This window comes from Paucibacter aquatile, from assembly GCF_002885975.1.
Lineage (GTDB): Bacteria > Pseudomonadota > Gammaproteobacteria > Burkholderiales > Burkholderiaceae_C > Paucibacter_A > Paucibacter_A aquatilis.
Genome location: NZ_POSP01000003.1, coordinates 1,807,996 through 1,829,646, shown reverse-complemented (window position 1 = coordinate 1,829,646; position 21,651 = coordinate 1,807,996). Strand labels below are relative to the sequence as shown.

The 21,651-nt window shown below is 69.2% G+C and carries 15 protein-coding genes; all 15 read left to right on the top strand.

The features are described from left to right. Positions 1-423 precede the first annotated feature (423 nt). The 15 genes from C1O66_RS23680 to C1O66_RS11020 are packed head-to-tail and all read left to right on the top strand — an operon-like array spanning position 424 to position 21,634. Positions 424-777 carry a hypothetical protein gene (locus C1O66_RS23680; RefSeq protein WP_133155174.1) on the top strand — a complete coding sequence of 118 codons (354 nt, stop codon included), beginning with the start codon at positions 424-426 and terminating at the stop codon, positions 775-777. After that, positions 774-2,081, top strand: a complete 1,308-nt coding sequence (locus C1O66_RS11085) for a DUF4255 domain-containing protein (RefSeq protein WP_102767930.1) — start codon at positions 774-776, stop codon at positions 2,079-2,081. Before C1O66_RS23680 ends, C1O66_RS11085 begins: the two co-directional genes overlap by 4 nt. Beyond that, entirely contained in the window at positions 2,078-4,141 is a 2,064-nt protein-coding gene (locus tag C1O66_RS11080; RefSeq protein ID WP_207795936.1) for an ATP-binding protein, read from the top strand. The genes C1O66_RS11085 and C1O66_RS11080 overlap by 4 nt, the downstream gene beginning before the upstream one ends. Continuing rightward, positions 4,138-4,455 (top strand): hypothetical protein, encoded by a 318-nt coding sequence (locus C1O66_RS11075; RefSeq protein ID WP_207795935.1) that lies wholly within the window; start codon positions 4,138-4,140, stop codon positions 4,453-4,455. Before C1O66_RS11080 ends, C1O66_RS11075 begins: the two co-directional genes overlap by 4 nt. Next, positions 4,452-7,850, top strand: a complete 3,399-nt coding sequence (locus C1O66_RS11070) for an eCIS core domain-containing protein (RefSeq protein ID WP_102767929.1) — start codon at positions 4,452-4,454, stop codon at positions 7,848-7,850. The genes C1O66_RS11075 and C1O66_RS11070 overlap by 4 nt, the downstream gene beginning before the upstream one ends. Then, positions 7,847-8,503 (top strand): hypothetical protein, encoded by a 657-nt coding sequence (locus tag C1O66_RS11065; protein ID WP_102767928.1) that lies wholly within the window; start codon positions 7,847-7,849, stop codon positions 8,501-8,503. Before C1O66_RS11070 ends, C1O66_RS11065 begins: the two co-directional genes overlap by 4 nt. A gap of 28 nt (positions 8,504-8,531) precedes the next feature. Beyond that, the gene (locus tag C1O66_RS11060; RefSeq protein WP_102767927.1) at positions 8,532-8,876 is read left to right on the top strand and encodes a hypothetical protein; all 345 of its coding nucleotides are present in this window, start codon (positions 8,532-8,534) and stop codon (positions 8,874-8,876) included. A gap of 4 nt (positions 8,877-8,880) precedes the next feature. After that, positions 8,881-9,993, top strand: a complete 1,113-nt coding sequence (locus C1O66_RS11055; RefSeq protein ID WP_207795934.1) for a hypothetical protein — start codon at positions 8,881-8,883, stop codon at positions 9,991-9,993. Then, entirely contained in the window at positions 9,990-10,505 is a 516-nt protein-coding gene (locus C1O66_RS11050) for a phage baseplate assembly protein V (protein WP_102767925.1), read from the top strand. The genes C1O66_RS11055 and C1O66_RS11050 overlap by 4 nt, the downstream gene beginning before the upstream one ends. A 23-nt stretch (positions 10,506-10,528) precedes the next feature. Then, positions 10,529-10,852 (top strand): PAAR-like protein, encoded by a 324-nt coding sequence (locus tag C1O66_RS11045; RefSeq protein ID WP_102767924.1) that lies wholly within the window; start codon positions 10,529-10,531, stop codon positions 10,850-10,852. 16 nt (positions 10,853-10,868) lie between these two features. Next, positions 10,869-11,228, top strand: a complete 360-nt coding sequence (locus tag C1O66_RS11040) for a GPW/gp25 family protein (protein ID WP_102769599.1) — start codon at positions 10,869-10,871, stop codon at positions 11,226-11,228. Then, complete coding sequence (locus C1O66_RS11035; RefSeq protein WP_102767923.1) at positions 11,225-13,690, top strand: putative baseplate assembly protein; 2,466 nt, start codon at positions 11,225-11,227, stop codon at positions 13,688-13,690. The genes C1O66_RS11040 and C1O66_RS11035 overlap by 4 nt, the downstream gene beginning before the upstream one ends. Further along, the gene (locus C1O66_RS11030) at positions 13,687-16,395 is read left to right on the top strand and encodes a putative baseplate assembly protein (protein WP_102767922.1); all 2,709 of its coding nucleotides are present in this window, start codon (positions 13,687-13,689) and stop codon (positions 16,393-16,395) included. The genes C1O66_RS11035 and C1O66_RS11030 overlap by 4 nt, the downstream gene beginning before the upstream one ends. Next, on the top strand, positions 16,392-18,491 hold the full coding sequence (locus C1O66_RS11025; RefSeq protein ID WP_102767921.1) for a phage tail protein: 2,100 nt from the start codon (positions 16,392-16,394) through the stop codon (positions 18,489-18,491). Before C1O66_RS11030 ends, C1O66_RS11025 begins: the two co-directional genes overlap by 4 nt. Positions 18,492-18,520: 29 nt before the next feature. Then, complete coding sequence (locus C1O66_RS11020) at positions 18,521-21,634, top strand: DUF6519 domain-containing protein (protein WP_102767920.1); 3,114 nt, start codon at positions 18,521-18,523, stop codon at positions 21,632-21,634. Positions 21,635-21,651: the final 17 nt, after the last annotated feature.

Sequence of the window (21,651 nt, the reverse complement as noted above, 5' to 3'; positions counted from 1 at the left end):
GATCCTGCTGCGTGGGCCGAGCCGGGTGAGGGCGATGGCCTCGGCGTGCCGGCGCGCGGCCCGTCCCCGCAGCCCTGGACCAGCCCCCGCGCAGATGCTGCGCCTCAGCCGCACGGCCCTGTGATGCAGGCCTTGTCAGACGCCGGTTCATCGGCGCGCTCCGCCCCGGCGACGAGCGAGCGTGACCCGGCGCCGCGCGCCGCAACCGCGCAGTCGTCTCCTGCGGAGGCTCGTGTGCAGCAGCCTTGGCATCACGTGACGGCCCCGTCGCGGCCCCAGGAGAGTGGCTGGGCCGATGCCAGCCGGAGCCCGGCTGAACGCCGTCCTGCGCGCGATCGCGGGCTGGAATCTGAGGCCGCGCTGCAACCGGCCGATTCACAGCGGGGCCGCTCGACAGCTGTGACGCCATCGCGTCCATCACGCATGGCCGCGCTGGATCGCCTGGAGCCGGCAGCCACTGCGGACGACAGCTCGGCGGCGCGCGGTCCAGCGCTGCCATCGCTGGCATCCTTGAAGCTTCAGCCGCTGGATGCCGTGCAGGCCCCGCGCGAAGCTTCCCTGCATACGCTGCCTGAACGGCGCGAGAGCGCCGCTTCGGCGCACTCCATGCGGCATGAAGCTCTGGCACCGCAGATCGAGATCCACATCGGCCGCATCGAAGTGCAGCCGATCGGGGCCCCGGCGCCTGCGGCCGCTCCGCAGCCGAACCCCGCGCAGGCGCAGGCGCGTGCGCCGCAGTCGCTGGAGTCCTATCTGGCAGAACGGCGGCGCTCATGAGCTCGGCCCTGGGATTGGCCGCCACCTCGGCGGTCTTGCAGCAACTGATCAGCGATGGCTTTGTCGCGCTCAAGCTGGCCGATGTGCTGGGCGCCAGCCCGGCGGTGACCTGCTTGCCGCCCGAGAAAGCCCAGGCCCAGGCGGACCTGCCTTCGCTGAACATCGTGCTCTACAACCAGACCCGCAACACCGGTTGGGCCAATCTCGACCTGCCCAGCCGCGATGGGCGCGGCGAGCGCAGCGCCAATCCGGCCCTGGCCCTGGACCTGCACTACCTGCTGGTGGCCTACGGCCTGCAGGATTTCCATGCCGAGATCCTGCTTGGCGCCGCCATGCAGGTCTTGCACGACACGCCGGCCCTGGGGCGTGAGGCCATTCGCCGTGCGCTCAAGCCGGAAGCCAATAAACCCAATCTTCCCAAGCAGCTGGAGCTGGCGGGCCTGGCCGACCAGCTGGAGCAGCTGCGCATCACGGCCATGAACCTGGGCATGGACGAGGTCTCGCGGCTCTGGGGGGCCATCCAGCTGCCAGCGCGGCCCAGTGCAGCCTATTCGGTCAGCGTCTTGCTGACGCAGACGCCGCGCAGTGTGCGCACACCGCTGCCTGTGAGCAGCCGCCAGGTGCATGTGCTGACCCTGCGCAGCCCCCGCATCGACCGGGTGGAAGCCGAAGGGCCGGCGGGCACGCCCATCCTGCCCAACAGCATCGTGCGCATCAGCGGCGCATTGCTGAAGTCGCCACAGCTGACGCTCAAGCTCAACGGCGTGTCGCTGCCGCCGGCTAGCCTGCTCTCGGTCAGCGACGAAGAGATCCGCCTGCAGCTCAGCCCCGCCCTGGACTTGCGCGCGGGCCTGTGCAGCGTGCAGGTCTGCCATGCCCATCTGATGGGTTCGCCACCGCAGCCGCATGGGGTGGTGGAGTCCAATCTCGGCGCCCTGGTGTTGCATCCGCAAGCGCTGTTTGCGCTGGAGCCCGGTGCGGGTCAGGACGTGATCGACGGCCAGGCCTATGCCAAGGGCCGCATCAGGGCCACGGTGACGCCTCCGGTCGGCGCGCGCCAGCGGGTGCGCCTGCTGCTCAACGAGAAAGACCCGCCCGCCGACCGGCCGGCCCGAGCCTACAGCTTTGATGCGCCCGAGGGCAATGGGGTGATTGCGCCGGCCCCCAGCAATGGCGTGCTGCGCATTCCGTTCCAGCATGTGCTGCCCGGCCGCTATCTCGCGCGCCTGCAGGTCGATGCCGGCGTCAGCCCGCTGACGGTGGCGGCCGATGGCCGCTTTGCCGGCCCGGAGTTGCTGCTGTGAACACCGCCTCGGCCCCATCGAGCTCGCCGATCGGCAAGGGCAGCAGCAGCCACCGCGAGCAGGCGCGCAATGCCCGCGTGCTCACGCAAGCCCTGGCGCGCATCGAGCAGCATCTGCAGCAGGCGCCGGGCCAGCCCATGCCTTTGCTGTCGGGCGAGCAGGTGCCGCCGGCCCTGGGGCAACTGGCGCACAGCCTGGGCCTGAGTCCGTTTGAGCGCGATGCTTTGTTGCTCGCCGTGGCGCCGCAGCTCGATGCCCGCATCGGCCCGCTGCTGGCGCAAGCGCAGGGCGAGGGCGGGCAACCCTGGCTGAACGGCCGCCTGGCCCTGGCCTTGCTGGCCGAGTCGCGTTGGGAAGCCCTGACGCCGGTGGCGCCGCTGCGCCGCTGGCAGCTGATCGAGTTGGTCGGCGGACTGGGCCCGCTCGACGCACGCTGGGCGGTGGACGAGACCGTGCTGCACGCCCTCGCCGGGGTCCGCTATGCCGACCCGCGCCTGGCGCCTTGGTTGCAGCGCCAAGCGGCGCGGCGTGGTATGGAGTCGGAGGCGGAGCTGGGGGCGCAGCAGGATGCCGGCCTGGCCGCACTGGCCGCCGCCTGGGAGGCGGCACCTTCACTGCTCCAGACCCCGGTGGCCCACTACGCCGGCCGTGAGGCCGAGGTGCTGGTCCACACTTTGGCGCAGCGCCTGGGCCTGAGCCTCTACCGCCTGCAAGAGCTGCCCCCATCGGCCGAGCGCGAGGCCATGACCCGGCTCTGGGCCCGCGAGGCGCTTTTGCACCGCGGCCTGCTCTGGGTGGATCTGGATGCCATGGAGGAGGGCGGAGCGTCCGGGGGGCAGTTGGCCGTCTGGCTCGACGGCCTGCCCAGTCTGCTGCTGCTCAGCAGCCGCGGCGAGGCGGGTCGCCTGCCGCTGCGCCGGGCGCAGCGCTTGCTGCCTTCCACCGAGCTGAGCGCGGAACGCCGCCTGGCCTTGTGGCGGGACAGTCTGGGCCAGAGGGATGTGAGCACCGAGCTGCAGCGCCAGATGCCGGCCCTGGCCGAGCAGTTCCAGCTGTCCCAGACCCAGGTTCTGCAGCTGGCCGGGCAATGGCGCGCTGCGCTGGACGATCATGCGGGGGAGGACGAGCGTGCCCGGGCCAGCCGCTTGTGGCAGGCCGCACGCGAGGCGGCGCGCGAGGCCGCAGGTGAGCTGCTGCGGCCCTCCACGCGCACGGCGCCGGGCATGACTGCGGGTTCGGGGGGCGCCGGGCTGGACGACCTGGCCCAGCGCATCGAGGCGCGCGCGCAATGGGCCGATCTGGTCCTGCCCGAGCCGGCCCTGCACAGCCTGCGCAGCATGGCCGCCCAGCTGCGCCAGCGCCACCGGGTCTACCAGAGCTGGGGCTTTGCCGAGCGCAGCAGCCGCGGCCTGGGCCTGAGCGCTCTGTTCAGCGGCGGCAGCGGCACGGGCAAGACCCTGGCCGCCGAGGTGCTGGCGCGCGAGCTTCAGCTCGATCTCTACCGCATCGATCTGGCCAGCCTGGTCAGCAAGTACATCGGCGAGACCGAGAAGAACCTGGCCCGCGTCTTTGCCGCCGCCGAAGCCAGCGGCGCCATCCTCTTGTTCGACGAGGCCGATGCCTTGTTCGGCAAGCGCAGCGAGGTCAAGGACAGCCACGACCGCTACGCCAATATCGAGGTCAGCTACCTCTTGCAGCGGGTGGAGAGCTACCGCGGCCTGGCCATTCTGACCACCAATCTCAAGCAGGCCATCGACCCGGCCTTCCAGCGCCGCATCCGCTTCATCGTCCAGTTCCCCTTCCCGGACGAGGCGGCCCGCGCCGCGATCTGGGAGCGCGCCTTCCCGGCCGCCGCGCCGCTGGGGGCCATCGACATCGGCAAGCTGATGCGGCTCTCGCTCTCGGGCGGCCACATCCGCAATCTGGCGCTCAATGCCGCGTTTCTGGCCGCCGACGAAGACTCGGTCATCACCATGCGCCATCTGCGCGATGCCGCCGCGGCCGAGTTCGCCAAGCTGGAGCGGCCCTTGCCCGCCGCCGATGTGGGAGATTGGCTGTGAACAAGCCTGTCTCAGTGGCCACCTCGGTTCAGGCTGTGCCGCGGAGCAGCGCCGCGCCGGCTCCTCGGGTGCAGCTGCATATCGGCAGCCTCGCCTTGCCGGGCTACACGGCGCGAGAAGGCGCGCGGCTGGCCGGAGCCTTCGAGCAGGAGCTCGGGCGCCTGCTGGCTCAGCAGGCTTCGCAGCTGGCCCTGCAGCCCAGCATGGAGGCCGATCTGCTGCGCATCCCGCGTTTTCGCCGCTCGGCCGCCGAGTCGCCTGAGCGCACCGGCCAGCGCCTGGCCCGCGCCTTGATCCAGGGGCTGCCGCGATGAGCAGCAGTGCCGTCCACGCCGCCAGCCCCAAGGTTGCGGAGCGCGAGCAGGCGCCGCGCGGCGAGAGGCGCCCGCCTGGCAAAGAGCCGGCGGTTCGCCCCTTGCTGCAACGCCGCTGCGCCTGCGGCAGCGGCGCCGGTGCCGGCGGCGAATGCGAGAGCTGCGCGGCCAAGGCCTTGTTGCAGCGTTACAGCAGCAGCGGCAGCCCTGCCTCCAGCCAGAACGAGGCCGCCTGGCCCGGCTCGGTCAGCGACACCTTGTCGCGTGCCGGCCGGCCGCTCGATGCCGACACGCGCAGCTTCATGGAATCGCGCTTCGGCCCCGGCAGCGATTTCTCGGCCGTGCGCGTGCACGACGACAGCGCGGCGGCCGCTTCGGCCCGTGATGTCGATGCCCAGGCCTACACCGTCGGCCAGCACATCGTGTTCGGCGATGGCGCCTACCAGCCGCACAGCGAGCCGGGCCGCCACCTGCTGGCCCATGAACTGGCCCACACGGTGCAGCAGCAGGGCCTGCAGCGCAGCGGCATCAGCAATCTGGCCGATCACGGCCCCGACTACCGCCGCCTGGAAATGGAGGCCGACCAGACGGCCGACCGGGTGATGCGCGGCGGGCTGACGGAGGGTTTGAACCTGGGCCAAGGCCTGAGCCGCAGCGGCCCGCGCCTGTCGCGCAAGCCCAGCGCCACGCCGGCCGCCAAGCCCGCAGAGGCCAAGGATGAAGACACGGGCAAGGCCAAGCCGCCCAGCTTCGAGGCCAATTACGAAACCACCACCTACAACCGCAAGTTCTCGCTGACGGGAACGGCGGTGCCCGAGCAGGCCACCGGTACCGTGGACAAGACCGAGGCGGCCTACAAGGTGGACACCCTGGTCCTGCCGCCGCAGAAAGGCCAGAAGGCCCTGGACTATTGCAAGAAGAACACCAGTGCCTTGCACGCGGTGTTCGACTGGTCGGGCGGCCCGGTGCCGACGCAGAACAAGGCCGGCAAGAACGAGGCCCGTGATCCAACCGAGAAGCTGCAACGCTCCTGGCTGGAAACCGTGGGCCACAAGCTCGACAAGAAAGCCCATGCGCGCTGGGCCGAGGTCGGGGGTGAAAAACAGTTCCCCAAGCCGCCCATCGGCCCCAGCTGCGAACTCGACCATATGCAGGAGCTGCAGGTCGGTGGCACGAACGCCGGCAGCAATCTGCAAGTCATCGACAAGGTGGACAACGCCTCCAGCGGCGGCCTGATCCAGCAGCAGCTGCGCCAGCTGGCCGAGCAGGCTTTTGCCGATGCCAAGGACGCGCTTGGCGGCAAGCGGCCCAAGCGGGTGTCGTTGACCTTTGGCGGTGTGCTGATGCAGGGCTCGCCGACCTGTGGCATCTGCTGCCAGCTCTCTCAACGCTTTGTCGATCCGGCCGTCACGGCCGCCACCGACAAGCCTTCGGTCGATGTCGAAGTGAGTGTGCTGGGCAAGCCCTTCACGCTCAAGCTGCCGGCGGACAAGAGCAAGTCCATTCCGCTGACCGGGGTCAATGCCGCCATCGCCAGCAGCGTCAAGGGTCTGACGATCATCAGCTACGAGCGCGATCCCAAGGGCAAGGGTCACGACAAGCTCAAGGCCACGCTGGACGATGCCGCCATTGGTGCCAAGCCCGGCACCAAGAGCACGGTCGTGACCCTGGCCATCGGCCCGGATGGTGTGGTCAAGCCTCTTTCAGGCAAGCTGCCGGCGCCCATCAAGGCCGAGTTCGCCAAGCTCAGCCCCATCACCTTCACCACCCTGAGCATGGACGCCTCGGGCGTGACGGCCGCAGGCACCATCAAGCCCTCGCTGCCCCTGCTGCCCACGCTCGATGTGGTGCTGGACCCCCAAGGCTTCCGCATGGGCAAGGCGCTCGATCCCAAGAAGATCAAGCCGCCCTTCCCGGGGATGAAGGTCACCGAGGCCAGCGTGATGATGGAGCTGGCGCCGGCCTTCAAGCCGGTGGGCACCCTGGCTTTCGAGATCGGCGGGGCCAAGAAGGTGGCCGATGTGAAGCTGACGGCCAGCGCCGACGATCAGGGCCTGGTGCTCAAGGGCGATCTCTTCGTCTACATCCCCGGTGTCGACGAGGCCAAGGGCACGGTGCTCTACCAGGCAGGGCAGTGGAGCGGCGGCGCCAAGGTCGAGGCCAGCAAGCTCAAGCTGCCTTTTGTCACCGGGGGTGCGGTCGATGTCAGCCTGAAGAACGGCAAGCTCGATGCCAACGGCCGGGTCGATCTGGAGCTGCCTGGCAAGAACCCGGCGTCGCTCGAGGTCAAGTACGCCAACAACCGCTTCAGCTACTCGGGCCGCGGACGCATCGAAACCAAGAGCAAGTATCTGAAGCCCATCGATGCCAAGCTCTCGGTCGATGGCGATCTCTTCCGTGCCACCGGCAGCACCGGCATTGCCTTCTCCGGCCTGGACGGCACGGTCAGCGCGACCTACGAGAACCAGGGCGGCAAGGAAAAGGTCTACGGCGACGGCAATATCAAGATCGACAAGGGCCGGGCCAAGGGTTCCATCGACGTCAAGCTCCACCCCAACCAGACCCTCACCGGCAGCGGCAAGCTCAGCTACGAGATCAAGAAAGACATGGTGGCCTCGGCCGCCATCACCATCGACGAGAAGCAGAAGATCACTTTCGATGGCGAGCTGAGCTTTCCCGACATCACCCTGTTCCCGCGCTTTCCGAAGGACGAGACGCCCAAGAGCCTGTTCAGCGCCTCGGGCAGCATCCCCATCCCCGGCGCGTCCATCGGCCCCATCGGCCTCAAGGTCGAGCTCTACGGCGGCCTGGGCTATTACTACTACGTCGGCCCGGGTGTGCTCACCGGCATCAAGGCCACGGTCAAGTTCAGCCCCTTCGAGCCCGACCCTGACTTCGCCTTCAGCATGAAGGCCAAGGCCAGCATCCCGGCCGGCGGCGGCATCACCGGGACGGTGGGCGCCAATGTGGTGCTCGATGCCTTCATCGGCAAGGTCGGCGGCGGGCTCAGCGTGGAGGCGCGTGCGGGGCTCAAGGGCAAGGCCGAGTTGGGCGGCGAGATCGCCTACGCCAAGGACCGTTTCAGCGTCGATGCCAGCGCCTACATCGGCGGCAGCATCGAGCTCGGTGCGGCGCTCAAGGCCAAGGTGTTTGCCGAGGCTGGCGTCTCGGTCTTCAAGGTCAGCACCGAAAAGGTCTGGACGCTCAAGGAGGCCAAGTTCGACACCGGCCTGAGCCTGGGTGTGCGCATGCCGCTGCACTATGACAGCGTCGAGGGCTTCCGCATGCCCAAGCTCTCGGACATCCAGCCCGAGCCCGCCGAGTTCAAGCTCGACACGCAAAAAATGCTCGGCAATCTGTTCGGTGCCGCCAGCAGCGAGGAGAAGGAAAAGTGACCGGCCTGACCCGCTCGCCCAAGCTGCTCAAGGGCGGCATCATCTTGATCGACCCGTCCAGCGGTGCGGTGCAGCGCGTGATCGCCCTGCAGTACAACCCCGATCTGCTGACCCGCTCGCTGACGCCCCAGGGCGCCGGCAGCAGCACGGCGCTGAGCCAGCCGCTGCGGCTCAAGGGCCCGCCGATCGAGACCCTCAAGCTCGACGCCGACATCGACGCCACCGACCAGCTCGCAGCGCCCGACCAGCATGCCGCCGTGGTCGAGGTGGGTCTTCATGCCCAACTGGCCGCGCTCGAGGTGATGGTCTACCCCGACAGCGGCACCTTGATCCGCAACAACGCCCTGGCCAGCGTCGGCACACTGGAGATTGCGCCGGTGGAGGCGCCGCTGCCCCTGTTTGTGTGGAGCAAGGAGCGGGTAGTGCCGGTGCGCATCACCGATTTCTCCATCGTCGAGGAGGCCTTCGACGCCCAGCTCAACCCCATCCGTGCGCGCGTTTCGCTGGGCATGCGGGTGCTCAATATCAACGACCTGGGTTTTGGCAGCAAGGCCGGCCACCTCTACATGGTCTACCACCAGGGTCGCGAGCGCCTGGCCCGCAAGGCCTCCAGCGCCTCGCTGGCCAGCCTGGGCCTGAACGCCTTGTTCTGAGACCTGCGCCCCCACCGAGAAGCACACCATGAGCACCGACCAGCGCTACCCGCCCAACAGCCGCTACCACGGCATCGAAACCGCCGAGTGGAGCGAGGCCGACGGCCGCACCGTGGTCTATCTGCGGCGCCGCTTCGTGCCCGACCCGGCGCGCTTTGTCGGCTTTCAGGAGTACCGGGTGGTGGAGGGCGACCACATCGACCGCATGGCCGCGGCCGTGCTCGGCGACCCCGAGCAGTTCTGGCGCCTGCCCGATGCCAACGGTGATCTTGATGCGCGCGATCTGGAAGAGATCGGCCGCCGCATCCGCCTGACCCTGCCCGAGGGCATGGGTGGCGGCTCGGGTGGCTGGGGAGGGGCGGGCGGTGCTTAAAGGCATGCATGTCACCCTGCTGGTCGGGCCGGCCGTGCCGGTGCCCGTGCCGCAGCCGGTGATGGAGGCCTTGCAGAGCTTCCAGGTGACCTCGGCGGCCGGCTCGCGCAGCGGCTTCCAGATCAGCTTTGCCATCGAGAACCGTTCCCCTCTGCACACCTTGCTGGTGCTGGCCGGCGGCCAGGTGCCCTGGCTGCGCGTGCTGATCGTGCTGACCATCAACAGCCTGCCGCGCGTGCTGATGGACGGGCTGATCACCAAGCAGGAGATCAGCGGCTCCAACGAGCCCGGCGTTAGCACCCTGACCATCACCGGCGAAGACCTGTCGGTGGCCATGGACCAGCAGCAGTTCAACGGCCTGCCTTACCCCGCCATGCCGGCCGAGGCTCGCGTGGCCCTGATCGTGGCCAAGTACGCCATGTTCGGCATGGTGCCCCTGGTCATCCCCCAGGTCTTCAACGATGTGCCGGTGCCGGTGGAGAAGATCCCCACCCACCAGGGCACCGATCTGTCCTATCTGGAAAAGCTGGCCAAGGACGCCGGCCATGTCTTCTACATCGTGCCCGGCCCGGCGCCCGGCATGAACACCGCCTACTGGGGCCCGGAGATCAAGATCGGCCTGCCCCAGCCTGCGCTCAATCTGGGCATGGATGCGCACAGCAATGTCGAGTCGCTGAACTTCAGCATCGACCATGCCAAGAAGGCCATGCCCGTGGTCTTCATCCAGAACTCGCTGACCAAGTTCCCGATCCCGCTGCCGATTCCCGATGTCAGCCTGCTCAATCCGCCGCTGGGCCTGCTGCAGTCCTTGCCCAAGTCCATCAACCTGATGAGCGACACGGCCAAGCTTTCGCCCATGGCCGCGCTGTCCAAGGGCATGGCGGCGGCGGCCGGCTCGGCCGATGTGGTGCAGGCCACGGGCTCCGTCGATGTGCTGCGCTATGGCACGGTGCTGCGCGCGCGCGAGCTGGTCGGCGTGCGCGGCGCTGGCGTGGCCTTCGACGGCATGTACTACGTCAAGTCGGTCACCAGCAGCTTCAAACCCGGCGAGTTCAAGCAGAACTTCACTCTGACCCGCAACGGTCTCATCTCAACCCTTCCGATGGTGCCCCCATGAGCAGCGAAGGCAAGTACTACGGCAAGTACCGCGGTGTGGTGCTCAACAACATCGACCCCATGCAGATGGGGCGCCTGCAGGTGCAGGTGCCCGATGTCATGGGCCTGGGCCTGTCCAGCTGGGCCATGGCCTGCGTGCCCTTCACCGGCAAGCAGGCCGGCTTGTTCTGCCTGCCGCAGATCGGCGCGGGCGTCTGGGTGGAGTTCGAGCAGGGCGACCCGGACCATCCGGTCTGGGTCGGCGGCTTCTGGGGCAGTGCGGCCGATGTGCCGGCCCTGGCCTTGGCCGGCCTGCCGGTCTCGCCCAGCATCGTGCTGCAGACCGGTAACCAGAACGCCTTGATGATTTCCGACCTGCCCGGCCCGGCCGGCGGCATCCTGCTCAAGACCACCGCGGGCGCCCTGATCTCGATCAACGAGCTGGGCATCACCATCAGCAACGGCCAGGGCGCCACCATCATGCTCAACGGCCCCAGCGTCAACATCAACGCCGGCGCCTTGACGGTGATCTGAGCGCAACAGGAGCTTCGACCGCCATGCCAGGCTTCATCGTTCATGTCGGCGCCACGGTGCTGTGCTCGCACGGCGGCCAGGCCAATCCCAGCGTGCCTTTTCCGCGCGTGCTGGTCTCGGGCCAGCCGGTGGTCACCATCGCTGCGCCCTATCTAGTTGCCGGCTGCTCCATGCCGCCACCAACCGCCGGCAATGGCCCCTGCGTCACCGGCCAATGGCTGACCGGCAGCACGCGGGTGCTGGCCGGCGGCCAGCCGCTGGTGCTGCAGTCCAGCAGCTCCGTCTGTGCGCCCACCGGCACGCCCTTGATCATCGCCATGACGCAGCTGCGCGCGTCGGCACTCTGAGTGAGGAATGGCAGCGATGACCCTCGAGTTCCCCTACCGCATCGACAGCCGAGGCCGCAGCGCCGAGCGCGAGGCCGATGCGCGCATCCGCCAGATGATCGAGCAGGTGCTCTTCACCCAGCCGGGCGAGCGCGTCAACCGGCCCGATTTCGGCTGCGGCCTCTTGCAGCTGGTGTTCGCGCCCAACAGCGATGCCCTGGCCGCCGCCCTGCAGTCCACCGTGCAAGGCTCGCTGCAGCAGTGGCTGGGCGAGCTGATCGAGGTCGAGGGTGTGCAGATCGAGCATGTGGACGAGCGCTTGCAGGTCAGCGTGCAGTACATCGTGCGCCGTGATCGCGAGCGCCAGCTCGCCAACTTTTCGAGGGCCTTGCCATGAGCGGCGCCAGCAGCCAGCGCCGCCAGGCCCGCAGCGAGAACCCGCGCCGTCTGCAGCTGCTGCGCGAGCAGACGCTGCCGCCCGCCCTCAACGGCATCGACTACCTCGAGGTGGCCAGCAAGGACCAGCGCACGCTCAAGCTCGTCTTCGTGTTCCCGGTCAGCGGTCTGAGCGTCGCGCATTGCCGCATCGTCGGCGGCGTGCGCATCCAGGGCGTCCGCGTGCTGACGGCCCAGGCCAGCGGCAAGGTGCTGACCCTGACGGTGGACCAGGCCGGGGATTTCTCCTGGTACGAGCTGCAGCTGATCGACCCGGCCGCGCCCGAGTTTGCGCCCGCCGGCATCGACCCGGTGCTGGCCAGCATCCGCTTCAGCTTCAAGGCGCAATGCCCCTCGGATTTCGATTGCGAGAGCGCCCACCACTGTCCACCCGCCAGCCTGCCCGAGCCCTTGCTCGATTACCTGGCCAAGGACTACGCCAGCTTCCGCCGCCTGATGCTGGACCGCATGGGCCAGCTGATTCCCGGCGGGCAGGACGCCCATCCGGCCGATTTCTCCACCGCCCTGGTCGAGATGCTGGCCCATGTCGGCGACCTGCTCAGCTACCGCCAGGACGCCGTGGCCACCGAGGCCTATCTGGGCACGGCGCGCCGGCGTGTTTCGCTGCGCCGCCATGCCCGCCTGCTGGACTACGCGGTGCACGAGGGCTGCAACAGCCGGGCCTTTGTCTGCGTGGAGGTGGCGCCCCAGGCCGATGGTCGCAGCCTGCCCGCGCGCAGCATGCTGCTGACCCGTGGCGGCGACCCGGATGCTCCGGTGCTGCGCAGTGACGAGCTGGCCCGCCTGCCCGAGGACGGCAGCCTGGTGTTCGAAACCCTGCATGCCCTGAGCCTGCATTCGGCCCACAACCGTATCGCCCTGCACGACTGGGGCGAGCTGCGGTACTGCCTGCCGCGCGGCGCCACCAGCGCGGCCGTGGTCAACAGCCCGGTGCTGGCCTTGCTGCCGGGCCAGGTGCTGATTGCCGAGGAGATCCGCAGCGCCACGACGGGCCGCGAGGCCGACCGCGAGCGCAGCCACCGCCACGCCCTGCGCCTGCTGGCCGTCGAGCCAGCCCGCGATGAGCTGACCGGCACCGATCTGCGGCTGCTGCGCTGGCATGAGGACGATGCCTTGCCCTTCCCGCTGTGCGTCAGCGCCGAGTTCGAGGAAGGCGGCAGTCTGGTGCGGCGCGCCATCTCAGTGATGCGCGGCAATGTGGTGCTGGCCGACCAGGGCCTGAGCCGGCGAGCCGAGAGCCTGCTGCCGCCCGAAGTGCCGGCCGATCGCCCCGGCCGTGCGGCGCGCCCCTATCGGCCGCGGCTGCAAGAGCCCGGCATTGCCTTTGCCGAGCCCTACAGCCACGATCAGGCCCAGGCCGGGTCGGCCGCGCGCGCCCTGCGCCAGGATCCGCGCCGGGCGGTGCCGGCCGATATGCATCTGGAGCAGGATGACCCGGCCCAGTTTGGCGACCAGATCCTGCTTGGCGCCAGCCGCTGGACGCCGCGCCGGGATCTGCTGGCCAGCGACCGCTTTGCGCAGGAGTTCGTGCTGGAAACCGAGGCCGATGGCCGCGCCAGCCTGCGCTTCGGCGACAACCAGTTTGGCCGCCGGCCCGAGCCCGGCGCGCGCCTGCTGGCCAGCTACCGCCAGGGCGGCGGCGCGGCCGGCAATGTCGGGCCGGACAGCATCGTCCGGCTGGTCTGCGACGAGCCCCTGATCCGGCCCTTTGTGCTGCGCGTGCGCAACCCCCTCTCAGCCCAGGGGGGCTGCGATCCCGAGAGCGCCGACACCGTGCGCCTGTTTGCGCCCGAGTCCTTCCGCAGCCAGGAGCGCGCCGTCACTGAAGACGATTACGCCCGCATGGCCGAGCGCCACCCGCAGGTGCAGCGCGCGGCCGCCCGCCTGCGCTGGACCGGCAGCTGGTACACGGTCTTCGTCAGCATCGACCGGCGCGGCGGACTGCCTCTCGATGCCGCCTTTCGCGCCGAGATGCTGGCCCATCTCGACCGCTACCGCCTGGCCGGCTACGACCTGGAACTGCAGGAGCCGGCCTATGTGCCGCTGGACATCGAGCTGGCGGTCTGCGTGCTGCCCGGCTTCATGGCCGCGGCGGTGGAGCAAAGCCTGCTGGCGCGCCTCTCCAATGGCCTCGATGCCCAGGGCCAGCCGGCTTTCTTCCACCCCGATCACTTCAGCTTCGGCGGCAGCCTGGCGCTCTCGGCCCTGGTCGAGGCGGCGCAGTCCCTGGTGGGGGTGGCCTCGGTCGAGGTGCTGCGCTTCCAGCGCTGGGGCCGCACGGCCCAGGGCGAGCGGGCAGCGGGCGTGATCCTCGCGGCCAGTCTGGAAGTGCTGCGCCTGGACAACGACCCCAATTTCCCTGAGAACGGCCGGCTGCGGCTGAGCATGCGAGGTGGTTTGTGAGCGCCCCATCGTCACCCTCGAACTTCAGCGGCGCGGATGCGCAATGCGGCTGCTGTGCCGGCGTGTCGGTGCTGACGCCTGTGGATGCCATCAACCCGCCGGGTCAGCGCAGCCTCTCAGCCCGGGTCGGCAGCCAGGCGCGTTTCATGGAAAGCCAGCTGGCCCTGCTGTCCCAGGCGCCGGCCCTTCAAGCCCTGAGCACGCGCGAGCGCAGCGACCCGGCCCTGGCCTTGCTGGAGGCCTGGGCCGGCGTGCTCGATGTGCTGAGCTTCTACCAGGAGCGCCTGCTCAACGAAGGTTTTCTGCGCACCGCCACCGAGCGCCGCTCGGTGCTGGAGCTGGCCCGTGCCATCGGCTACGAGCTGCGCCCCGGCGTGGCGGCCTCCACCTATTTGGCCTTCAACCTGGAAACCTCGCCCGGCGCGCCGCTGCAGGCGCGCATAGCGGCCGGCAGCAAGACCCAAAGCATCCCGGCCCAGGACGAGAAGCCCCAGGTCTTCGAGACCCTGGCGCCGCTGCAGGCCCGCGCGGCCTGGAATGCCATGCCGGTGCTGAGCATGGAGGCCGTGCCGCCGCACTGGGGCGGCACCACCTTGTACCTGGCCGGCCAGTCCACACGCCTGGCGCCGGGCGATGCCTTGCTCATCATCGGTGAGGAGCGCCGCCTGCAGCCCGACAACGAGAACTGGGACTTCCGCCGCGTCGCCCGCGTGCAGCTGGTGGCGCCCGAGAACCCCGGTGTCGATCCGCAGGGCGGCTACACCGTGGTCACCCTGGACCGGCCGCTGGGCAACCACTCGCCCACGGTCCATCCGGCACGCGTGCAGCCTCGCTGTTATGCCTTGCGCAGCAAGGCGGCCTTGTTCGGCCATGCGGCGGCCGATTGGCGGGCCATGCCGCGCAGCCTGCGTGCGGCCTTTCTGGGCCTTGACGACCCGGACGACTCCAAGGTCAACATCCAGACGCAGCCCGAGTGGCCGGCCTTCAGGATCACCGGCGTCTCGGGGGATCAGGAGACGGTCATTCATCTGGATGCCAGCTATCCGCGCATTACGCGCGGCAGCTGGGTCGTGCTGTCGCGGCCAGGCTATGAAGAGGTCTACGAGGTCGAGGCGGTGCAGGAGGATGCGCGTGCCGCCTTCGGCCTGGCCGGCAAGAGCACACGCCTGAAGCTGATGGGCGAGCAGCTGTACGACAAGTTCAACAACGCGCTGCGCGAAACCTCGGTCTGGGGCGAATCGGTGGAGCTGACCTGGGCGCAGCGGCCGCGCTCGGGCTTCATCAGCGGCCATGAGCTGAGCCTGGCCGGCACGGAGCCCGAGCTGGAGGCCGGGCGCTGGCTGGCCTTCAGCGGCCATGTGCTGGCCGAGCGCGAAGAGAACCGCGTGCTGCGCCGCCGGCTGCGCACCGGCGAGCACCTGGCCGCGGTCGAGCTGGCGCGCGACGAGCGCAGCGCTGTGTTCAGCTTCAGCAATGGCGATCGCCTGCTCGGCCATCTGGAGCGTGTCAGCGAGGTGGTGCAGCTGCTGCGCCAGGACTTGATCGAGGGCCGCAGCCGCCTGCTGCTGGCCAGCGATCTGGTGCATGACTACCTGCCTTTGACCCTGCGTATCAATGCCAATGTGGTGGCCGCCAGCCATGGCGACAGCCGGCAGATGAAGGTGCAGGCCGAGGTGCTGGGCAGCGGCCGCGGCAGCGCCGCTTTCCAGCGCTTCAACTTGCAGCAAAAGCCTCTGACCTACATCTCCGCCGCCACACCCTCGGGCACCGAATCGACGCTGGAGCTGCGCGTGGACGGCGTGCGCTGGCAGGAGGCCGCCCGCATCAGCGAGATGGGCCCGCGGGACAGCCGCTACCTGCTGCGCCGCGCCGATGACGGCACGGTCAGCGTGATCTTCGGCGATGGCCACCATGGCCGGCGCCTGCCCAGCGGCAGCATGAATGTGCAGGCCCGCTACCGCGTGGGCATTGGCAGCGAGGGCAATCTGCCGGCCGGGCAGATCAGCCTGCTGCTGGAGCGGCCGCTGGGTGTGAAGGAGGTCAGCAACCCGGTTCCGGCCGCGGGCGGCGCCGACCCCGAGCGCCTGGAGGATGCGCGCCGCAATGCGCCGCTGACCGTGCTGGCCCTGGACCGCATCGTGTCCCTGCGTGATTTCGAGGACTTCGCCGCGGCCTTCGCCGGCATTGGCAAGGCCCAGGCGGTCTGGCTCTGGGATGGCGAGCAGCGTCTGGTGCACCTGACCGTGGTCGGCCTGGACGGCGCCGACATTGCCCCCAGCTCGGCCCTCTACGCCCATCTGCTGGCCGCCATCGACCAGGTGCGGCCGGCCCACCAGCCGCTGCGCGTGGCCACCGGCGAGCTGCTGCGTTTTGGCCTCAGCGCGGGGGTGCGTCTGCAGCCGGCCTATGCCGCCGAGACGGTGTTCCCGGCCCTGCGTCAGGCTCTGGCCGAGGCCTTTGGCTTCCAGGCGCGCGGCTATGGCCAGTCGCTGGCCGGCAGCGAGGTCCTGAGCGTGATGCAGCGCGTGCCCGGCGTCGAACGGGTGGACCTCGACCGCCTGCGTGCCCAGCCCGGAACCTCGGTGGCCGGGCCCGATGGCCGGCTGCGTGCGCGCGGCGCCCGCTGGCAGGGCACGCAGATCCTGCCGGCCCAGCTGCTGCTGATCGATCTGGCCGATGTGCGCCTGACGGAGTTGAGCTCATGACAAGCCCCAGCAAGACCCTGGATGTCGACTTTCTGTTCAGCCGGCTGCCGGCCTTTTACCAAACCCGCGATTCCGAGCAGGGTGGCCCGCTGCGTGCCCTGCTGGAGGTGCTGGCCAGCCAGGGGCAGCTGCTCGATGAGGACATTTCCCAGCTCTACGACAACTGGTTCATCGAGACCTGCGAGGACTGGCTGATCCCCTACATCGGTGACTTGCTCGGTGTGCGCGGCCTGTACTCGGTGACGGGCACCCAGGCTTTTGGCCAGCGCGCCCACGTGGCCAACACCCTGGCCCTGCGGCGGCGCAAAGGCACGCTGCCGGTGCTGGAGCAACTGGCCCAGGACACCACTGGCTGGCGCGCCCATGCGGTCGAGTATTTCCAGCAACTGGGCTGGACCCAGCATCTCAACCATGTGAGGGCCTTCAATGTCCGCACGCCCGATCTGCGCCAGGCCCTGGCCCTGGAGCGTGTGGACGGCGCCTTCGACACCAGCGCCCACACGGCCGAAGTGCGGGCCCTGCCGGCCGGTCGCTACAACATCCCGCACATCGGCCTGCACATCTGGCGCCTGCAGGCCTATGCCGTGCAGCGGGGCACGGCGGCGGTGGGCAGCGTGGCGGGCTTTTTCAGCTTCGATCCGCTGGGCCGCGATGTCGGCGAAGCGGCGCCGGCCGGCGAATCCTGGCTCTTCAACCGCCCGCGCACCGAGGCGCAGATCAGCGATCTGGCCCAGCCCATCCATGTGCCGGAGCCGCTCTCCCGCCGTGCCCTGCATGAGGAGCTGAGCGCCATCCAGGCCGACCTGGCCCAGGGCCGCGAACCGCAACGGCGCTACTTCTCGCAGGAATCGGGCGGGCCGGTGCTGCGTGTGTGGCTCGATGGGGTGGAGGTGGCCGAGACGGCCTTGCGCGTCTGCCATCTGGGCACGATCCCGGGCCTGGCGCCGCCGCAGTGGCGTCGCCCGCCGGCCGGCTGCGTGGGCTTTGACCCGGTGCTGGGCCGCATCGCTCTGCCGGCGGGTCAGGCGGTTGCTCGGGTCGAGGTGGCCTATGCCTACGGCTTCCCCGGTGACATCGGCGGTGGCCCCTACGACCGTCGCCCGGCCCGCGCCGAGGACGAGGCCAGGCAAGGTCTGTTCTCGGCCGAGGGTGCGCGTCTGATCCGTGTGCCCATGGATCAACCGAGCCTGGCCGCCGCCCTGGCCCAAGTGCAGGCTGGCCAGCGCACCCTGATCCGCATCGACAGCGATGCCACCGAGGCGCTCATGCCCAACCTCAACCTGCCCGACAGCGAGCTGCTGATCGAGGCGGTGAACCAGCGCCGCCCGGTGCTGGTGGGCAGCTGGAAGCTGCGCGGCAACAGCAGCACACGCTTTGGCTTCTCCGGCCTGTGGATCGATGGCGAGCTGCAGCTGCAAGGTGGTTTGCGCGCGCTCGATGTGCGCCACTGCAGCCTGCGGCCCAGCCGCGGCGGCATCCGCCACAGCGGCAATGGGCCGGAGTTGCAGATCCGCCTGAGCCACAGCATCTGCGGGCCGATTCAAGCGGCCAAGGCCCTCGGCGGCGTGAGCCTGAGTGCCTCCATCATCGATGCCGATGTGGCCGCGCAGCCGGCGCCGATCGACCCGCAAGCCCTGGTCCTGCCCGACACCGCGCTCGAGATCGACCGCTGCACCGTGCTCGGCGCCTGCAGCGCCGGCCAGCTGGAGGCGGGCAACAGCCTGTTCAACGGCGCGGTCGAGATCGAGCGGCGCCAGCAGGGCTGTGTGCGCTTTTGCTACCTGCCCATCGATGCCCTCACACCGCGGCGCTACCGCTGCCAGCCCGAGCTGGCGCTGCAGGGCTTGTCGCCGGCACAAAAAAAGGGCGAGCTGCTGCGCATCACGCCCAGTTTCAGCTCGCTGCGCCACGGCCATGCGGCCTATGCCCAGCTGCGCCTGAGCTGTGCGCCAGAGATCCGCCGCGGCGCCGAGGACGGTGGCGAGATGGGCGTCTGGAACCTGCTCCAAGAACCGCAGCGCGAGGCCAATCTGCGCCAGGCCCTCGATGAATACCTGCGTTTCGGCCTCGAAGCCGGGCTGATTTTTGTCAATTGATCTGAAGCGAACCATCACGGGACACCACCATGAAAGCCGACCTGACCCGATCGACCGACCGGCCCGACCAGCATTACCGCGCGGTGCGCATGCAGCAGGGGCGGGTGCAGCTGGATGCCGAGTGGAATGAGCAGCAGGACATCCTGAACCGCCGCATCGAAACCGAGACCGTGGACAGCCTGGGCGCAGGCGCGGCCGTGCCCATTGATGCGGCCGGCTTTTTGCTCACCGGTGCCGGCGAGAACATCAGCATCAGCGCCGGCCGTTGCTATGTGCAGGGCCTGCTCTGCGAGGCGGCCACCGGCCAGACGCTGATCACCCAGCCCGGCCTGGCCAGCGCCATCTCGCCGGTGCTGCCTACACAGCCGGCGGGCCAGAGCTTGCTGGCCCTGCCGCCGGCCCAGGCCGCGCCGCTGAGCCAGATCCGCGTCTACAACGCAGCCGGTGCCGCCGTGGCGCCAAGCGAGGGCGTCTACATCGGCTATGTCGAGGCCTGGCTGCGCCACATCACGCCGCTGGAGGCGCCGCACATCCGTGAGGTGGCTCTGGGCCTGCCGGACACCAGCACGCGCGACCAGCTGGTCTGGCAGGTCAAGCTGCTACGCGCCGGCGATGTCAGCACCTCGTTGAACTGCCTGAGCGTCGAGCCCTGGGCCAGCTTCAGCCAGGCGCCCGATGGCCGCATGGCCGCGCGCGCCGAACCCACGGTGCCGCCCAAAGACCCCTGCCTGCTGACCCCCGAGGCCGGCTACCGGCGCCTGGAGAACCAGCTCTACCGCGTCGAGATCCATGACGACGGCAGTATTTCGGGCAAGCCGCGTTTCAAATGGTCGCGTGACAACGGCAGCATCGTCAGCCGCGTGACGCGCTGGCTGGGCGAGCCCACGGCCAATGAGTTCGAAGTGGCCAGCCTGGGGCGCGACGCCGTGCTCGCCATCCAGGCCGGCAGCTGGATCGAGTTCTACAGCGAGCTGCACGAGCAGACCGGCCAGCCCGGCACCCTGGTGCAGGTGCTCAAGACGGCCGGCAATGTCGTGACGGTGGATTTGAGCAGCAAGACCGGGCCGCTGGACAAGGGCTTGTTCAGTGTCAACCCGCGCGTGCGGCGCTGGGAAGGCTGGGGCCAAATCAACCCCGCCGCGCCCAACACCAACACCGGCTGGGTCGAGCTGGAAGACGGGGTGGAGCTCAAGTTCGCGCCCGGCCGCTACCGCATCGGCGATTTCTGGCAGATCCCGGCCCGCACCGCCACGGCCAACATCGAGTGGCCACTGGACAGCGCCGACAAGCCCCGCTTCCTCGCGCCGCTGGGCGTGCTGCGCGCTTTTGCGCGCCTGGCCGTGCTGCGCTACCAGGGCAATCAATGGACGAGGCTGCATGACTGCCGCCAGCTCTTTCCCAGCTTGAGCGAGCTGCGCAACCTCGTCTACGTCGGCGGTGATGGCCAGCAGATCGCGCCCAACCCGATCGCGCCGGCGCCCGTGCCCTTGCCGCGGCCGCTGGAGGTGGCGGTGTTCAACGGCCAGTTTCCGGTGGCCGGGGCGCGAGTGCGTTTCACCGCCAGCCACGGTCAGCTTCCGGGCGGTGGCCTGGTGGCCGAGGTGGACACGGGGCCGGACGGTCTGGCCAGTGTGAGCTGGTCGCTCTCGCCCACGGTGCTGTCGCAGACCTGCAGCGCCGAGCTGCTGGAGGCCGGTGCGCCGGCAGCGGGCAAGTTCAATCGCATCCATTTCAACGCCAGCCTGCTCACCGCCGCCCAGGTCGCTTATGACCCCAGCAACTGCGCCGAGGCCCAGGCGGCTCAGGTCCACACGGTGCAGGACGCGATCGATGCCTTGTGCAAGCGCGGCCATGGCGGTGGCTGCAGCAAGACGGTGGGCGAGGGCGGTGATTTCGCCACGCTCGACGAGGCCATCGAGCGGCTCATCAATGAGAAGCAGCGTGACCTCGTGCTCTGCCTGCTGCCCGGTGATCACCACTTCAAGGACAGCATCGATGTGCAAGCGCCCAGCGGCACGCGCCTGCATGTGCATGGCGCCGGGCAGGCCAGTCGCCTGTTCGTGCAGGAGCAGGAGTTCAATCTCTTCAACTTCGCCTCGGTGGAGCTGGACCAGTTCGAGCTGGTGTGGAGCGAGAGCTGGGCTTCGTTGCGCATCGAAGGCTGCAGCCAGGTGCGCCTGAGCCGTCTGGGCTTAAGCGGCTTCACCCCCAAGGGATTGAGCCTGCTGCAGATTGCCGGCGCCAGCGCGCTGGAGATCAGCTCCTGCCGCATCAAGGCCTACACGGGCGAGGGCCTGCCGGCGCGTCTGAAGCAGGTGTTTGAGCTGCTGCCCGACTTCAAGCCCTTGCAGTCCAGCTTCGAGGTCAAGGAAGGGCGGGTGTTCGAGCCGCTCGATCTGCGGGTGGCCGAGGCCTATGCCCAGCTCAGCGCAGCCCAGCGCAAGAGCCTGGGAGCCCAGATCGCCAACTACCTGCGCATGGCCGACACGGGCGCCTTGGCGCTGGCCCCCGAGGAGCGCGAGGCGCTGCAGCAGTTCCAGCGAGAGCTGCAGGATGAGCAGGTGCCGGCTCAGCAGCTGTTGGCCACGCTGGAGCGCTGGCGTGTCGGCGTGCTGCTGAGCCAGGGTGGCTCGGCCCTGACCCTGGCCGATGCGCGCGCAGACACCTTGTTGGCCGACAACCTGTTCCACGGCCAGCTGGCCTTGTACGGCGACGCCAGCCTGCCCGAGTTCCCGCAAGCCCTGTTCCAGGGCCTGAGCCAGGCCCTGAAGGCCGGACGGGTCAGCCTGGCCCATGGCAACGGCCGGCTGCGCCTGCGCAACAACCGCTTGCGTGGCGTGCGCCTGGCGGACGAATGGGTTCAGCGCATCGACAGCTTGATCAAGAACGGCGGTGTGCTGGATGGGTGCTACCGCAGCCTGGTGGGCGATGCCAATATCGCCAGCGCCCTGAGCCTGGATCTGCTGGCCTACGAGCTCAGCCTCAGCACCACGGCGTTCGAGCGCAACGACGATGTCGGCGTGGTCATTGCCGATCAGGGCAAGTACCTCGGCAACTTCGCCCACAACGATTTCCGGCTGTTCGCCTTCGGCCATGTGCCGGAGAAGTTCGGCAACGGGCCGCTCAATATCGTGGCGGCCTGAGCCTCGGGCCAAGGTCT

What these genes read in the sequence shown, in the direction of transcription:
- C1O66_RS23680 (WP_133155174.1), top strand. Translation starts at nt 424, where the DNA reads ATGGCCGCGCTGGATCGCCTGGAGCCGGCAGCCACTGCGGACGACAGC.
- C1O66_RS11085 (WP_102767930.1), top strand. Translation starts at nt 774, where the DNA reads ATGAGCTCGGCCCTGGGATTGGCCGCCACCTCGGCGGTCTTGCAGCAA.
- C1O66_RS11070 (WP_102767929.1), top strand. Translation starts at nt 4,452, where the DNA reads ATGAGCAGCAGTGCCGTCCACGCCGCCAGCCCCAAGGTTGCGGAGCGC.
- C1O66_RS11060 (WP_102767927.1), top strand. Translation starts at nt 8,532, where the DNA reads ATGAGCACCGACCAGCGCTACCCGCCCAACAGCCGCTACCACGGCATC.
- C1O66_RS11055 (WP_207795934.1), top strand. Translation starts at nt 8,881, where the DNA reads ATGCATGTCACCCTGCTGGTCGGGCCGGCCGTGCCGGTGCCCGTGCCG.
- C1O66_RS11050 (WP_102767925.1), top strand. Translation starts at nt 9,990, where the DNA reads ATGAGCAGCGAAGGCAAGTACTACGGCAAGTACCGCGGTGTGGTGCTC.
- C1O66_RS11045 (WP_102767924.1), top strand. Translation starts at nt 10,529, where the DNA reads ATGCCAGGCTTCATCGTTCATGTCGGCGCCACGGTGCTGTGCTCGCAC.
- C1O66_RS11040 (WP_102769599.1), top strand. Translation starts at nt 10,869, where the DNA reads ATGACCCTCGAGTTCCCCTACCGCATCGACAGCCGAGGCCGCAGCGCC.
- C1O66_RS11035 (WP_102767923.1), top strand. Translation starts at nt 11,225, where the DNA reads ATGAGCGGCGCCAGCAGCCAGCGCCGCCAGGCCCGCAGCGAGAACCCG.
- C1O66_RS11025 (WP_102767921.1), top strand. Translation starts at nt 16,392, where the DNA reads ATGACAAGCCCCAGCAAGACCCTGGATGTCGACTTTCTGTTCAGCCGG.
- C1O66_RS11020 (WP_102767920.1), top strand. Translation starts at nt 18,521, where the DNA reads ATGAAAGCCGACCTGACCCGATCGACCGACCGGCCCGACCAGCATTAC.